11 protein-coding genes and 1 tRNA gene are annotated in these 15413 nt (G+C 35.0%); 9 read left to right on the top strand and 3 right to left on the bottom strand.

Annotated features, from left to right (window positions below):
- Nucleotides 1-218 precede the first annotated feature (218 nt).
- The 6 genes from wTpre_RS02735 (at nucleotide 219) to rnc (ending at nucleotide 6671) form a co-directional block, all read left to right on the top strand.
- A complete protein-coding gene (locus wTpre_RS02735) occupies nucleotides 219-2498 on the top strand; it encodes an AAA family ATPase (protein WP_068651792.1) in 2280 nt (759 codons plus the stop codon).
- 56 nt (nucleotides 2499-2554) lie between these two features.
- On the top strand, nucleotides 2555-3565 hold the full coding sequence (locus tag wTpre_RS02730; protein ID WP_068651790.1) for a molecular chaperone DnaJ: 1011 nt from the start codon (nucleotides 2555-2557) through the stop codon (nucleotides 3563-3565).
- A 58-nt stretch (nucleotides 3566-3623) separates the two neighbouring features.
- On the top strand, nucleotides 3624-4514 hold the full coding sequence (locus wTpre_RS02725; protein ID WP_068651788.1) for a class I fructose-bisphosphate aldolase: 891 nt from the start codon (nucleotides 3624-3626) through the stop codon (nucleotides 4512-4514).
- A gap of 5 nt (nucleotides 4515-4519) precedes the next feature.
- Nucleotides 4520-4591, top strand: a tRNA-Cys gene (locus wTpre_RS02720).
- 213 nt (nucleotides 4592-4804) lie between these two features.
- Nucleotides 4805-5872 (top strand): quinone-dependent dihydroorotate dehydrogenase, encoded by a 1068-nt coding sequence (locus tag wTpre_RS02715; RefSeq protein ID WP_068651786.1) that lies wholly within the window; start codon nucleotides 4805-4807, stop codon nucleotides 5870-5872.
- 100 nt (nucleotides 5873-5972) lie between these two features.
- Nucleotides 5973-6671 carry a ribonuclease III gene (gene rnc / locus wTpre_RS02710; protein WP_068652614.1) on the top strand — a complete coding sequence of 233 codons (699 nt, stop codon included), beginning with the start codon at nucleotides 5973-5975 and terminating at the stop codon, nucleotides 6669-6671.
- A 47-nt stretch (nucleotides 6672-6718) separates the two neighbouring features.
- On the opposite strand, the gene wTpre_RS02705 is transcribed toward rnc, so the two are convergent.
- The 3 genes from wTpre_RS02705 to wTpre_RS02695 are packed head-to-tail and all read right to left on the bottom strand — an operon-like array spanning nucleotide 6719 to nucleotide 8731.
- Entirely contained in the window at nucleotides 6719-7318 is a 600-nt protein-coding gene (locus wTpre_RS02705) for an SCO family protein (RefSeq protein ID WP_068651784.1), read from the bottom strand.
- 35 nt (nucleotides 7319-7353) lie between these two features.
- Complete coding sequence (gene dnaQ, locus wTpre_RS02700; RefSeq protein ID WP_068652612.1) at nucleotides 7354-8058, bottom strand: DNA polymerase III subunit epsilon; 705 nt, start codon at nucleotides 8056-8058, stop codon at nucleotides 7354-7356.
- 13 nt (nucleotides 8059-8071) lie between these two features.
- Nucleotides 8072-8731, bottom strand: coding sequence for a Tim44/TimA family putative adaptor protein (locus tag wTpre_RS02695; RefSeq protein ID WP_068651783.1), 660 nt, complete (start codon nucleotides 8729-8731; stop codon nucleotides 8072-8074).
- 163 nt (nucleotides 8732-8894) lie between these two features.
- Between wTpre_RS02695 and secB the strand changes: the two genes are divergently transcribed.
- From secB to putA, 3 genes are all read left to right on the top strand, one after another.
- A complete protein-coding gene (gene secB / locus wTpre_RS02690) occupies nucleotides 8895-9398 on the top strand; it encodes a protein-export chaperone SecB (RefSeq protein WP_068651781.1) in 504 nt (167 codons plus the stop codon).
- Between the two features lie 6 nt (nucleotides 9399-9404).
- Nucleotides 9405-12008 (top strand): aconitate hydratase AcnA, encoded by a 2604-nt coding sequence (acnA, locus tag wTpre_RS02685; RefSeq protein ID WP_068651779.1) that lies wholly within the window; start codon nucleotides 9405-9407, stop codon nucleotides 12006-12008.
- 127 nt (nucleotides 12009-12135) lie between these two features.
- Nucleotides 12136-15276, top strand: coding sequence for a bifunctional proline dehydrogenase/L-glutamate gamma-semialdehyde dehydrogenase PutA (gene putA / locus wTpre_RS02680; RefSeq protein WP_068651777.1), 3141 nt, complete (start codon nucleotides 12136-12138; stop codon nucleotides 15274-15276).
- Nucleotides 15277-15413: the final 137 nt, after the last annotated feature.

The raw sequence follows: 15413 nt of genomic DNA, 5'->3' as shown, positions 1-15413 counted from the left end.
AATATATACCTAGCCCAAATTAGATTTACCTACAATTTGATAATCTTAATTCTTCTGCTTATAATGTTTTGAGATTGTCACAACGTTATAATGTTAGGCTGTGTGGAATATAATCTGTAGCTTCATTCGATTTGGCTAAAACGAGCTGCTAGATTTCAGTTTTTTTAATAATTGTGTGCTACTGATCATATATAAATTTACACTTTTAAAGAGAATAGATGATTTCTAAAAATTTAGAGGCAAGTTTAAATAGAGCGTTACAGATTGCTTCTCATTGTAAGCTTAAATATGCAAAAGTGGAACATTTGTTGCTAGCATTAACCAAAGATGTGGATGTAAATTACGTTTTATCAAGATGCAACATCATAGCTGGTGAAATCATAAATGTAGATAATATCATATTAAGGAACGATTATGGTAATAATACAAAAGATTTTTTACAAGACAACTCCGAATTAACTGTCAATAAAGTTGAGCCTGATGTGCTATTTCAACGCATAATACATAAAGCCGTGATACGAGCTCATCGTTTAGGAAGAAAAGAAATAGATGGAGCAAGTGTTCTATTAGAGATTCTGTCTGAGCAAGATTTATACATTGAAGAGCTATTACGCAAACAGAATGCAAAGGATTCTAATTTGATTTATAACATATCCAATATAAAATATTCAGGTGATACAGAAGAATATGTAACTAATCGCAAGATAAAACTTGATAAGAATAACGATATCTCTACTGTAGCAAATAAAGGTGAATTATTAAGAGATGAAGAAATTCTACAAAATTATTGTAGAAATTTAAATGCTTATGCAAGAAGCAAAAAAATAGATCATGTCATTGGTCGTGATTATGAATTAAATCGCACTATAGAAATCTTGCTAAGACGAACAAAAAATAACCCTTTATATGTTGGAGAACCAGGTGTTGGTAAAACAACAATAGTTGAAGGCTTGGTATTGAAAATTATTGAAGGTAGTGTTCCTAGTGCACTGAGATCCAGCATAATTTATGCTTTGGATTTAGGATCACTTCTTGCAGGAACACGCTATAGAGGTGACTTCGAAGAGAGAATAAAATCTATAATAAAAGTAATTGAGGCAAAACCTGGCGCTATTCTTTTCATTGATGAAATACACACTATTATTGGAGCAGGTTCAACAAGTGGCAGCTTTCTTGATGCTGGCAATCTGCTCAAACCTGCACTTGCAAGAGGTGCGTTGCGCTGTATAGGTGCAACTACATATAGAGAATATAGCAATAGCTTTGAAAATGATAAAGCATTAGCAAGGAGGTTTCAAAAAATTAATGTAAAAGAGTCTTCTATTAATGATACAGTAAAGATACTAGATGGTATAAAGCATTACTATGAAAGGCATCATGGAGTATATTACACGAAACATGCCATTAAATCTGCAGCTGAACTTTCACACAAGTATATTACTGGGCGAATATTACCTGATAAAGCAGTTGATGTTATAGATGAAGCAGGGGCATATTGTAAGTTACAAAAAAGAAGACGAAAAATTATAAACAGTAGAGACATTAAGAGTACTATCGCTAGGATTACAAACGTACCTTGCGGGTTTGATGATATGCAAAGAGTAAAATCTTTGAAAGAAAATCTCAATAGGGCCATTTTTGGTCAAGAGCAAGCGATAGAGTTTCTCGTTAATTCTATTAAAATTGCTAAATCTGGTCTGAGAGGTTACAATAAACCCTTGGCAAAGTATCTTTTTGCAGGACCAACTGGTGTAGGTAAGACTGAGCTTGCGAAACAACTAGCACAAAATATGGGTATGAACCTTATTCGGTTTGATATGTCTGAGTATATGGAACCCCACACAATATCTAGAATGATTGGTTCCCCTCCTGGATATGTGGGTTACGAACAAGGTGGATTGCTTACAGAAGCTGTATCTAATAATCAATATAGCATAGTACTTCTTGATGAAATTGAGAAAGCTCATAGTGATATTTATAATATATTACTACAAATCATGGATTATGGTTGTGTTACAGACACTTACGGACGTAAGGTTAATTTTTCCAATACGATTTTAATTATGACAACCAATGCAGGGGCATTTGAACGCAACAAAAGTTCTATTGGCTTTGGGTATAAAAACTTTAACATCAGTGACAGCGAAAAAGCAATGGAACGGTTTTTTAGCCCTGAATTTCGTAACCGTCTTGATGCAGTCATTTCCTTTTCTGATTTGGGTGAAGATGTCATTTTGCACATTGTGGATAAATTTATTCAGGAATTAAAAAAACAACTTGTTCAAAAGGGTATAAGCTGCTCAGTGGAAGAAGAAGTAAAGTCTTATCTTGCTCAAACAGGTTATAGCAAAGAAATGGGAGCACGCCCAATAGAGAGGCTGATTGAAAAAGAGATAAAAAGTCATTTGGCTGAAGAAATACTGAATCGTCGATTAATTAAAGGAAAGAAATTAAGGATTTATATTGGTAAAAACGGAATTGCTTTTGATATAGTTTAGGTTCTTGCTTGAGTGTTAAATTTGTAGTATACTAGCTATTTTATAAATAGGTTACAATGACAATTTTAACCAGAGATCAATATTGCAGTGATCAATATTTACAGAACTTGTTTTCAAGTCTGGGAATAAAAGCAGAAGAAGTAATAAGCCATGAGTTTGATGATGTACTTAAGTTAGTTGAGCGGCACTTTAGAAGAGCTTCATTAAAATGTCACCCTGATAAAGTAGTAGCAGGAGAGAAAGAGAAAAAAATAGCTGAAGAAAAGTTTAAAAAACTTAGTGCAGATAAAGATGAGCTAGAGGAATATCTTAACTACTTAAAAGCAGTAGGAACTGGCGGCATATCTATAACATTACAGCCACAAGTGAATGAAAAACAAAGGAGAATCTATGAGATTCTATTGCGTAGACAGGAAGCTTTAGATGCATCATTTTTATTTTTTATATTAGCAGATCTGGTACTTAGTCCGTCGCTTAGAGTCGAATATTGCTTATCACAACTTGCTAACAGTGGCAAAGTGCAAAATATTGCTTATAAATTTTATGCATTCAGTATCGGATCTTGGGTATGGCTGTTTACTATATCCTCTTTTATTATTATCTATGCAGTGAATAAACAAAGAGGCTCAATAGAAGTGAATATAGATAGGTTGGATAGAACATACCATCTACTTTTTGTTGCTAATAATTGTGTGATGTCTGTAGGGGCAGCGTTTGCTGTGTGCAGTTTAGTATCGGAAACTGCACAAAATGGCTGGCCTGTTCACCATGGAATGGTACTTATTACTAATTTAGTATTAGATTTATTACTTATTGCTTTACTTATGACTTTTATAAAAGCTTCTGAACTGTATAGTGAATACTGTAACCAGTGTGTATATGAAGAAGATGCGGAATTTAGTTATAAAGAAAAATTTGCATGGTATGACTACAAATTAGTACTTATGCCTCTCGTTCTTCCTATTGTTAAAATGTGTTTTAAAGATTTAGTTCAAGAAAAGCCACAACATCATACTACTGATCCTAAAGTTACACCTTTAAATACAGGCGTAGGAACAAGAGCATAAAAAGGTCTTTGCTTCAACTATAGTTTTTGCTACACTTTGAGTAAATTTGAAGATATTAATGAGTGAAGAAGTAAAACAAATCCTAAGTTACTACGAAAGTGAAAATCCTGGAGTAAAAGCGAATCTTACTCGCATTCTTATGCATGGGAAACTTGGTGGAACTGGCAAGTTAGTAGTTCTCCCTGTAGACCAGGGGTTTGAGCACGGACCAATAAAAAGTTTTGAAGTTAACCCTGATGCTTACGATCCACATTATCATTTTCAGCTTGCAGTTGATTCAGGAGTAAGTGCATACGCTGCTCCACTTGGTATGATCGAAGCTGGTGCTTCAACTTATGCTGGAATGCTGCCACTTATTTTGAAGCTTAATAGCGCTAACTCTTTGCACTCAAAAAGCTTAACTTTAGATCAAGCAATAACTTCCTCTGTAAAAGATGCTCTACGTTTGGGCTGCGTTGCTGTTGGGTTTACTATATATCCTGGTTCTGCTAAGTGTTTTGATATGATGGAAGAAGCTCGCAAAATTATAGCTGAGGCTAAATCTTGTGGCCTTGCTGTAGTGTTATGGTCTTATCCACGTGGTGAAGGGATTTCCAAAGAAGGTGAGACAGCAGTTGATGTCATTGCTTATGCTGCGCATATAGCGGCTTTGCTCGGTGCCAACATAATAAAAGTAAAACTTCCAACCAACCATATGGAAAGAGAAAAAATAGAAAATATTGAATCATTATTCAAAAGAATTGAATATATTAAAAAGTCTTGCTTTGCAGGAAAAAGAATAGTAGTTTTCTCTGGTGGTGAGTCAAAGTCGGTGGGTGATATAAGTAGTGAGGTAAAAGAAATTAAGCAAGGCGGTGGTAATGGTTCAATAATTGGGCGTAATACTTTTCAACGCAAAAGAGAAGAGGCTTTATCTATGCTAAAAGATATAATTAATATCTACACATAAAAAATGGCTGGGTGGCAGAATGGCTTATGCGGAGGACTGCAAATCCTTTTATACCGGTTCAATTCCGGTCCCGGCCTCTTACTCCAATTAGATCATTGATTTTATTTAAATCGAAATAAGGTTCCTACACTAATAAAATCTCAAATTAGTAAATTTGGCTACCTAGAATTACTAGACAAAAATACTAATCAAGTTGTTGTTTCCCTTCAGAAAATTAGTTTTTTCTTTGCATAGAAAATATATACTTACTATTTAGATAAACCTCAATCTTTCTAAGTTATTCTTGTTGCATGGTAAAAAATAAACTAAAAATGAGCAAAGTGTTTTACAAAATGATATTGCGTAATTTACTATTTTTGCTACCACCTGAAATTGCTCACTTCTTGGTAATAACGGCGTTAAAAAAAATACCCTTTCAGAAACCTATAGAGCTACCAGAGTCTTTAAATGTAAACTTTTTTGGTAATAAACTTAGAAGTCCTGTGGGTCTTGCCGCAGGTTTTGATAAGAATGCAGAAGTTCTAAGGCCTATGCTCTCATTTGGTTTTGGATTTATTGAGGTTGGTACTGTAACTAAATATCCCCAATATGGAAACAAAAAACCGAGAATTTTTCGTTTAATTAAAGATGAAGGAATAATTAATAGATTGGGATTCAATAATAAAGGGGTGGACTATTTTCTTAAGCAGATAAGTGAAACTGAGCTTGATAATTGCGTTTTTGGCATCAATATAGGAAAGAACAGTACATCAAAGAACCAAATCAGCGATTATGTTGACTTGATAAAGATAGTATATGGAAAGAGTAATTATATAGTACTGAACATCTCATCCCCAAATACACCTAACTTGCGTGATTTACACAACAAACAAGAATTATCCAAGTTGTTGAAGTCTATTACTCTAACCAAAAAATCAATTGATAGCTCTCAATCGATACCGATAATATTAAAAATTTCTCCAGATATAGATCAGCAAACAAAAGAAAATATCGCTGAGCTTGCACTAGAATATAAAATTGACGGCTTAATAGTGAGCAACACTACGATAAGTCGAGATTCTTACTATAATGAGAGTGGTGGGTTGAGCGGCAGGCCATTATTTCAACTTTCAACCAAATTATTGAGTGACATGTACAAGCTTACTAAAAGTAGAATTCTATTAATAGGATGCGGAGGAATTTCAAGTGGTGTTGATGCATATGAAAAAATAAAGGCAGGAGCTTCTTTAGTACAACTGTATACTGCTCTTGTATACCAGGGGCATCAAGTTGTGAACAAAATCAACCTGGAACTTGCGGAATTAGTGAGAAGAGATGGATTTAGTAATGTTACTGAAGCGGTGGGTTGTATACATTAGACTGTACATTTTGGAAGTTATGGATATTGTCTTAGTGAAATAGAGATAACTTTTTAGTGTAGAGGTATGATAGAGAGTACTTTTCTATTGAATGATTAATATGAGAGTTTTGAACGATAAAATATCTAAAGTTATTAATTATAAATTTACAGATTATGCAATATTAGAAGAGGCATTAACCCACCCAAGTGTAAATAAGAGAAATAGCGAAGACCAGGTTTTAAGCTACGAAAGGCTAGAGTTTTTGGGCGATAGTATTTTGAATATGGTTGTGTCTGTTATGCTGTTTAAAATGTTTCCTGAAGAAAAAGAAGGAGCATTGGCAAAAAGAAAAACGGATTTAGTTTGTGGCAGTACCATTGCTAATGTTGCTAAAGAAATAGAGTTAGGTAACTTTATTATCATGAATAATAGTGAACGTTGTAACGGAGGGAAATGTAACTTAAAAAATTTAGAAAATTCGCTTGAAGCACTAATAGGTGCAATTTATATTGACGGCGGACTTGAGAGTGTTGAGAAATTTATTATCCGACATTGGGAGAAGCTAGCTAAGGACATTATCGATCCTCCTCAAGATCCTAAAACTTCACTGCAAGAATGGACTCAGAGAAATAAATTACCTTTACCTAGGTATGAGCTTGTAAAACAAACTGGACCAGCACACAATCCTGAATTTACTATATCAGTTTGCATAGAGAGCTATGGCAAAGTTTCTGCATGCGCTCCTAGTAAGAAAATTGCTGAACAAAAAGCTGCTGAGTTGATCCTAGAAAAAATTAAAAAAAACGACTTAGTTTAATCAAAATAGCTGTTAGCATAAATTTAAAGTAAGCCAAGCTCTTTAGTTCAGCTTACATATTTTTTTATCTCAGCCAGAATCTTATCAGATTGACTTTCATCTGAATTTAAATCAGCTACAAAGTGTGTGACATATTTTCCTTCAGGGCTAATAAGGTATATCACTGAAGAATGGTTGATTTCCTCTTCTCCATCTACTTTACTTGCATATACTTTATACTTTGCAACTACTTCATCTATTTTTTGTCTTTCACCAGTTAGCATTTGTATTCTATGGTCAAATTGCTGCTGAAATTCTTTAAGCCTTTCTGTGTTATCGCGCTCAGGATCAACTGTGATGAAAAATGTTTGTAGCTTATTGTCAGTTTTCTTATCTAACTTTGCAAGTGCTTCTGAAATTATGCCAAGATTCATAGGGCAAATTCTTTTGCACGAGGAAAATCCGAAAAAAATCATCATATACTTATTTTTAAAATCACTACTGCGTACTGTTTGTCCGTCTTGATTGATCAAAGAAAAATCTCCACCCACCTTAATTTCTGTATTTTGTGAAACAAATATGCCTTGCTTGGTAAAATAACAATAACCTAAGAAGATAGCTGCTACTGTTATTAGCAAACTAGACAATAACCTTACAAAGTTTATCATTAAAGCGTTTCCAATAAAGTTAAATCATATATTGATTAGTTGATTGATTCAATATGTTCCTTCCAAAGTGGGTTGTTAATTTTATCTAACAATTTCTTATGCTCATCAATTTCTTTAATACTTGGTGAATGTTCTCTGCGGGCTAAATTACGCACTTTATGCTGAATAAACGTAAAGTTATTTTCCCGAGCACATTCATTATTAAATAAAAAGGTTTGCAATCCTCCTGTAAGCTCAACATAGACCTTTGCAAGCAATTGAGCATCAACTAATGCTCCGTGTAACTCTCTACCTTCTAGCGATATATCAAAACGCTTGCATAATGCATTTAAAGAGGCAGGTGATCCTACAAACTTTTTTCTTGCAAGTGGTAATGTATCTAGCACTCTATCTGAGGAAATTAACCCGGCATTCAATTTGTTTAACTCCATATTAAGGAACTTAATATCAAACTCAGCATTATGAATTACCAAGATGTCATTAGATATGAAGTCAAGAAATTCAAGTGCAACATCTGAAAATAGTGGCTTATCTTCCAAAAACTCCTCACTAATACCATGAATCTTAAATGAGTGGTAAGGTATATCTCTCTTTGGATTAAGATATCGATGAAATGTTTTACCTGTTGGAATACGGTTAATTAGTTCTACACATCCTATCTCAATAATTCGATGGCCAGACTCAGTGTCAAGACCTGTTGTTTCGGTATCAAGTACTATTTCTCGTAGCCTGCTTTCCATTGGTGTAACTAATTTACTTGTCATTTGCTGTTAAGTTTTTATCGGTACTTGCCTTCTTGTAGTTAATGGAAACAAGCAACCAGGTTGGATCTGATGAATTAATATTTTTTTTGAATTGCCATACATCCTCAACTTTGTTAATAGTAGATGTACTACCTGATATGATGTCTCCTTCACTATTCTTAACGAAGTTAATTTGCTCTGAAAGGAAGTATACTGCAATAAATACTACGTTTTTTACTAGCTTTATTTCTAAGATCTTTCGTGAAACGATAGAAACAATTATGGACTCATGTTTCTCTTTACGATGTTTAATCTTATCCACAAAACTGTTATATAAGTCTTTATCCAGAAGGGATTTTAATCGAGGTAAATTTCCTTGGTTATAATATTTTATTATTAGTTCAAAGGCTATGCTTGAACCTTCTATAAAATTGGAAATAGAGAACTCTCTGTTTTTTTGTAATATTTGTTTATAAGTAGCTTCTATTGAACTTTTGTTATTGCTATAAGTATAATCTTCGACATTTTCTACCACATCCTCTTTATTTGGACTTACATCTAATACACCTGCTAGCTTTTTTAGATTGAGACTGGATGATCTCCCTAAAGAATTATATAAGCGTGAAAAAATAAAAGCCGCTAGTAAAGCATATATTACAAGCTCTATCATGGTAACTTACTCCTTGACATATAAAGTATCTTAATATTATTAATTACTGATAAAAATATGTTTTTCATATTAACCTATAGTTAGGTTTACTACTCATCTGTAAATCGATATATTGTATAGGAAAGTATTAAATATCTCAACTTAATTAAAGGAGACGCAAGAAATGTCACAACACAAAATGAAAATTCATGTTCAGTATGTCAAAGATTTTTCGTTTGAGAATCCAAATTCGCCATTCCTTCCTTCTAGTAGAACTCCTGATATTAATGTAATGGTTAATATTAATTCAGCAAAATTAGAAGGAACAGAAAATAAAAAAGGAATAAGTGAAGAAAAGCCTTTTCATGAAATTACCTTGCATATAGAAGTCAAAGCAACGGTAAAAGATGAAGATGTAAAAGATGATATAGCTTTCATTTGCGAGGTGAAGTATTGCGGTATTTTCTCAATAGAAAACTTTACAGAGCTAAGCGAAGAAGAGGTGAGACAAGCTCTATTTATTGGTGGACCTACTTTTCTTTTCCCTTTTGCAAGAGAAATAATTGCAAGAACTACAAGTAGTGGTGGGTTTCCTCCACTTATGCTAGATCCTATAGATTTTGAAACTATGTATCAGCAGCAAAGTCAACAACAAAAAAGTAGCGCTAGTAATTCCAATTTTAACTAATACAGGATGAACAATTCTTTAAATGCAAGGACGACTTTAAATATTGATGGAAGGTTATATAACTACTTTAACCTAAGTAACGCTGGTAAATTCTTAGGAGTAAATTTAACCAAATTGCCTTGTTCACTCAAGGTGTTGCTTGAAAATTTATTGCGCAACGAAGATGGAGTAAGCGTTAAATTAGATGACATAAAGATATTAGCAAATTGCGTTAAGAAACACGTTAGTCACGAAATTAGCTACAAGCCAGCAAGGGTTTTGATGCAGGATTTCACAGGAGTTCCTGCTGTCGTTGACTTAGCTTCAATGCGTAATTATGTGAAGAAAAAAGGAGGTAACCCAAGTAAAATAAATCCATCTCTAACTGTTGATCTTGTGATCGATCACTCTGTTCAAGTAGATAGTTACGGAAACACTTCTGCATTTGGTAAAAACGTTGCACTGGAAGTAAAAAGAAATTTGGAGAGATATCAATTCTTAAAATGGGGAGAGTCGTCCTTCACAAATTTTAGAGTAGTGCCACCAGGTACTGGAATTTGCCACCAAGTGAATCTTGAATATTTAGCGCAAGTTGTATGTAACGATAGCGGAGTTCTATATCCAGATACCTTGGTCGGTACAGATAGTCACACTACTATGGTAAATGGTTTGTCGGTTCTTGGTTGGGGTGTTGGTGGAATAGAAGCTGAGTCTGTGATGCTTGGTCAACCAATTAGTATGGTAATTCCAGAAGTAGTAGGATTTAAATTAATAGGAAGACTTTTAGAGGGAGTAACAGCAACTGATCTAGTGCTAACGATTACTAATATCCTGAGAACAAAAGGCGTTGTTGGCAGATTTGTGGAATTTTATGGTGATGGCTTAGATTGTTTATCTTTGGCAGATAGAGCAACCATAGCTAATATGGCTCCAGAGTATGGTGCAACTTGTGGATTCTTTCCAATTGATCAGAAGACACTAGATTATTTAAACTTAACCGGAAGGCCAAAAGAGTTGGTTAAATTGGTTGAAGTCTATGCGAAAGAGCAAGGGCTGTGGCGTGGTAATGACGAATTGGCGTTTTTTGACACACTGGAGCTTGATTTATCGAGCGTAGAGCCAGTAATGGCCGGTCCAAAAAGACCGCAAGATAAGGTTTTTCTTTCGCAAGTGGCAGAATCTTTTTCTAAATCATTTCCAGTGAATGAGTCAGAGGAAAGCGATAAACTCCAAGATGGAAGTGTAGTTATTGCAGCAATAACAAGCTGCACTAATACTTCAAACCCAAGTGTAATGATTGCTGCTGGACTTGTAGCGCGTAATGCAGTCAACCTTGGATTAAAATCAAAGCCTTGGGTTAAAACTTCTCTTGCTCCAGGGTCACAAGTTGTAACAGAATATTTAGAAAAGTCAGGGTTAAAGGAAGATCTCAATGCTTTGGGTTTTAATTTGGTTGGGTATGGCTGTACAACTTGTATTGGAAACTCCGGCCCGCTTAATGAAGATATAGAAAGTTATATTAAGGATAAAAACTTGACTGTTGCAGCAGTTTTATCCGGTAATCGTAACTTTGAAGGAAGAATCCATCCTTTAGTCAAAGCTAATTACTTGGCATCTCCGCCACTTGTTGTTGTGTATGCACTTGCAGGTGCTGTAAAAATTGACCTGACAAAAGATCCTATATGCAAAGATAGGAATGGAAGTGATGTTTATCTCAAAGATATATGGCCAACAAATAGTGAAGTTGAGAGCTGTGCTAAAAGTGTTGTGACGCGTGAAATGTTCATACAAAAGTATAAGGATGTTTTTTCTGGTGATGAGCATTGGCAAAAGATAAAGTGTGAGAAAAGCGAAATCTATGATTGGGACGCGAAAAGCACTTATATACAAAACCCTCCCTATTTTGATAATTTATCTATTAAGAACAATAAAAGCAACATAGTTGATATAAAGAATGCGCAAATACTAGCGATATTTGGCGATAGCCTCACTACCGACCATATTTCCCCTGCTGGAAATATTTCCTCAAATAGTCCTGCAGGCATATATTTAAAAGGTCTTGGAGTTAAACCGCAAGATTTCAATTCATATGGATCTCGCCGCGGTAACCACAACGTAATGATGCGTGGAACCTTTGCTAATATCAGAATAAGAAATGAAATGGTGAGTGCTGAGGGTGGATATACAAAACATATTCCTTCTCAAGAAACTATGTCAATTTTTGATGCAGCAATGCAATATAAAAGAGAAGCTGTTCCATTAGTTGTCATTGCAGGAAAAGAATATGGTACGGGTTCAAGTAGGGATTGGGCAGCAAAGGGTACTGCATTGCTGGGAATTAAAGCTCTAATTGCAGAAAGTTTTGAACGCATACATAGGTCCAATTTGGTCGGTATGGGTGTTCTTCCACTTGCATTTCAGGATGGAGTAACAAGAAAGATATTTGATGGTAGTGAGATGGTGAGCATAAAAGGTGAAGTAGTACCAAGTGGAAATCTAGAATGTATCATTAAAAGAAAGGATGATTCAGAGCAATCCATTCAACTCAAGTGCTGTGTACAAACTGCAACTGAGGTTAAGTACTGGATGAGTGGTGGGGTGTTGAGCTATATACTTGCGCAGTCCTTTTGAGCTATCACAGTTATCAACTAGGTTTTTTGAATCGATTCTGGCTCTTTGTTTAAATAATAATTTATTCGATGTAAAGTTATGATATAATCTCACCTTATATATGGTAAAGGGTGTTTTATAGATAATTATGATCAGTTCTATACAAGAGCCTAACGCATTACGAAAACGATTGCAGGCATTTTATCGTGCTGATGAAAAAAGTCACGTACGCTATCTTGTAGAAAAATCAGAACTTTCTGCTGATTCAAAAAACATAATTTACAATATTGCAAAACAAATTGTCGAAAAGATTAGAGGTGGTAAATTAGGCATTATAGATTCTTTTATACAACAGTACTCACTTTCTAACGACGAAGGAGTAGCGCTAATGTGTCTTGCTGAATCATTGCTTAGAATACCAGACGATTACACAATAGATGAGCTGATCAAAGATAAAATTGCCAACCAAGAATGGGGTAAACACCTGGGGCGTTCCTCTTCTTTGTTTGTTCATGCTTCTACATGGAGTTTAATTGTAGGAAGCAGTATATTGAGAAATAATGAAGAGGATTCAAAATTCTATCACATAATTTCCAGGTTATTGAAAAATTTAGGAGAGCCAATAATACGCAAAGCGGTGAAACAAGCAATATCCATTCTTGGCAAGCATTTTATTGTTGGAGAAACTATAGAAAAAGCATTGGAAAGTGTTAAGTCAGATGACTACAGTAAGTATTTATGCTCTTTTGATATGCTTGGTGAATCTGCTTGCACAGTTGAGGATGCGGAAGAGTATTTTAATTTATACATGCATGCAATAAAAGCCATAGGTGAATCTGCTGACATAAATGATTGCTTTAAATCTCAAGGGGTTTCAATCAAATTGTCTTCACTGCACTCACGTTATGAATTTAGCCAATTTGGTAATATAGCTGAAGAGCTGAGAGCTAAGTTGCTGGAACTGTGTCATGAAGCGAAGAAATATAACATTTCACTTTGTATAGATGCAGAAGAATCAGAAAGACTTGAGATGTCATTAGTTTTATTTGAGCAATTGCGTCTTGATGATTCACTTTCTAAGTGGGAGGGGCTTGGCTTGGCTGTGCAAGCGTATCAAAAACGTGCTTTATCTGTTCTTGATTTTGTTGAAGATGTTGCCATCCGATCAAAGCATAAAATTATGGTGAGGCTTGTAAAAGGAGCATATTGGGACTCAGAAATCAAGCGCACACAAGAATTAGGGTTAATTGGTTATCCGGTGTTTACTAGAAAAAGCTACACAGATGTATGCTATCTTGCCTGTGCACAGAAACTTTTGAGCAAAGAGAATCACTTTTATCCATGTTTTGGAACTCATAATGCTTATACTTTTGCTACTATAATAGAGCTTGCCGATAAAAATCATCCTGGGTTTGAGTTTCAGCGCTTACATGGAATGGGTAAAAGTTTGTATGATTATGCAATTTCAGAACTTGCAACAAGCATCAATTGTCGTATATATGTACCAGTTGGTAAACATAGTGATTTATTGCCATACCTTATTAAGCGCCTTCTTGAAAATGGAGCTAATAGCTCATTTGTCAATCAAGCAAATGATTCTGACGTAAAAATTGAAGAATTAGTCTCAGATCCATTAGAAAAAGTAAAAAGCTTAGAGTATGAGCCTCATCCAAGCATTCCGTTGCCACGAGATATTTTTGGAGAGGAAAGAAAAAACTCCTTGGGAATGGATATTAGCGATTCAATTGCGGTTTCACAATTTGCAAATGATGTAAGGGAATTTAGTGAAAAAAAATGGCAAGTTGGCCCAATAATTGATGGAGAATCGTTTCTTGACAGTGCGAAATTTACCGAAGTAGTGAATCCTGCACATTTGGAAAATGTAATTGGAGAAGTGTCAAGTGCAACAAGTGCTCAGGCTTTAAATGCTCTTGAAATAGCACATAGTGCTTTTACTAAGTGGCAGGATGTTTCAGCAGAAGAGCGCGCTGAATGCCTTCAAAAAGCTGCAGATTTGCTTGAGGAAAGGATGAAAGAGTTAATTTATATTCTGATTGTAGAAGCAGGAAAAATTTTATCCGATGCAATAGCAGAAGTAAGAGAGGCAATCGACTTTTTGCGCTATTATGCAATGATAGCAAAAAATGAACTGAATGACTGGAAAAAATTACCAGGTCCAACAGGTGAAGATAACTTCATCTTTTTTGAAGGTAGAGGAGTTTTCTTATGCATATCACCGTGGAATTTTCCACTCGCTATCTTCATTGGACAGGTTTCAGCTGCACTTGCAGCAGGTAATGCAGTGCTGGCAAAACCGGCAGAGCAAACGCCGATTATTGCCTATGAAGCTGTTAAGATACTACACGAAGCTGGAGTACCAAAAAATGTGCTACACCTTATTCCAGGGGATGGTTGGTATTTAGGTAAAATATTAGTACCAGATAATAGAATTTCCGGTGTAGCTTTTACTGGTTCAACACAAACTGCTCAAGTAATTAATCGAATGCTTGCTAGTAGAAATGGTCCTATTGTGCCACTTATCGCTGAGACTGATGGATTAAATGCTATGATTGTTGATAGTTCTGCTCTTTTAGAGCAGGTAACTAAGGATGTTTTAATCTCTGCATTTCGCAGTGGCGGTCAACGTTGTTCTGCTCTCAGAGTGCTATTTATTCAAGAAGATATAGCAGAAAAACAGATAAAAATGATATGCAATGCAGCTCAAGAACTAAAGATAGGTGACCCAATACAACTTAGCACAGATATTGGTCCAATAATTGACAAAGCATCTATTGATATGCTCACTAAACATACGGAAAAAATATCAAGGGATGAAGATTCAAACCTTTTGTCCAAGGTACCCATGGATACAAATTCTTATAATGGTTATTTTTTTCCTCCGTATATTTATGAGATACAAAAAATTTCGCAATTAAAGCAAGAAGTGTTTGGGCCTATTTTACATATCATACGTTTTAATAAGTTGCAGTTAAATGAAGTTATAAGTGATATAAACAATACAGGATATGGACTTACGTTTTCTTTGCAAAGCCGTATACAAAGTCAGATCGATTTAATAAGTAAGAAAATATCAGTTGGAAATGTATACATCAATCGCAATCAAATAGGTGCAGCAGTTGGAACACAACCATTTGGCGGTAGAGGACTGTCAGGTACCGGACCAAAAGCTGGTGGTCCCAATTATCTGCAACGTTTTTCTATAGAAAAGGTTGTAAGTGTCAACACTACAGCATGTGGAGGTAACATTACACTTGCGTGTTTGGATTGATTTGCAATTTCTAAATTGGAAGTACGTGCAGTTGTGTATGCAGTACTAAAACCTAAAACTCATACACTGAAAGGATGGTTGTGATTCTAAGGAGGCTTCAAAGGAAGTCTTGTCTTTAATAAAAGAAAAAGGTTGCT

The organism is Wolbachia endosymbiont of Trichogramma pretiosum (assembly GCF_001439985.1).
Classification (GTDB): Bacteria; Pseudomonadota; Alphaproteobacteria; order Rickettsiales; family Anaplasmataceae; genus Wolbachia.
Note: the sequence above shows the minus strand (reverse complement) of the source record. Positions and strands in the feature narration are given on the sequence as shown.

Coding starts and splice junctions, on each gene's coding strand:
- wTpre_RS02715 (WP_068651786.1), top strand. CDS start 4,805: ATGGTAAAAAATAAACTAAAAATGAGCAAAGTGTTTTACAAAATGATA.
- wTpre_RS02695 (WP_068651783.1), bottom strand. CDS start 8,731: ATGATAGAGCTTGTAATATATGCTTTACTAGCGGCTTTTATTTTTTCA.
- secB (WP_068651781.1), top strand. CDS start 8,895: ATGTCACAACACAAAATGAAAATTCATGTTCAGTATGTCAAAGATTTT.
- wTpre_RS02730 (WP_068651790.1), top strand. CDS start 2,555: ATGACAATTTTAACCAGAGATCAATATTGCAGTGATCAATATTTACAG.
- rnc (WP_068652614.1), top strand. CDS start 5,973: ATGAGAGTTTTGAACGATAAAATATCTAAAGTTATTAATTATAAATTT.
- wTpre_RS02735 (WP_068651792.1), top strand. CDS start 219: ATGATTTCTAAAAATTTAGAGGCAAGTTTAAATAGAGCGTTACAGATT.
- dnaQ (WP_068652612.1), bottom strand. CDS start 8,058: ATGGAAAGCAGGCTACGAGAAATAGTACTTGATACCGAAACAACAGGT.
- acnA (WP_068651779.1), top strand. CDS start 9,405: ATGAACAATTCTTTAAATGCAAGGACGACTTTAAATATTGATGGAAGG.
- wTpre_RS02725 (WP_068651788.1), top strand. CDS start 3,624: ATGAGTGAAGAAGTAAAACAAATCCTAAGTTACTACGAAAGTGAAAAT.
- wTpre_RS02705 (WP_068651784.1), bottom strand. CDS start 7,318: ATGATAAACTTTGTAAGGTTATTGTCTAGTTTGCTAATAACAGTAGCA.
- putA (WP_068651777.1), top strand. CDS start 12,136: ATGATCAGTTCTATACAAGAGCCTAACGCATTACGAAAACGATTGCAG.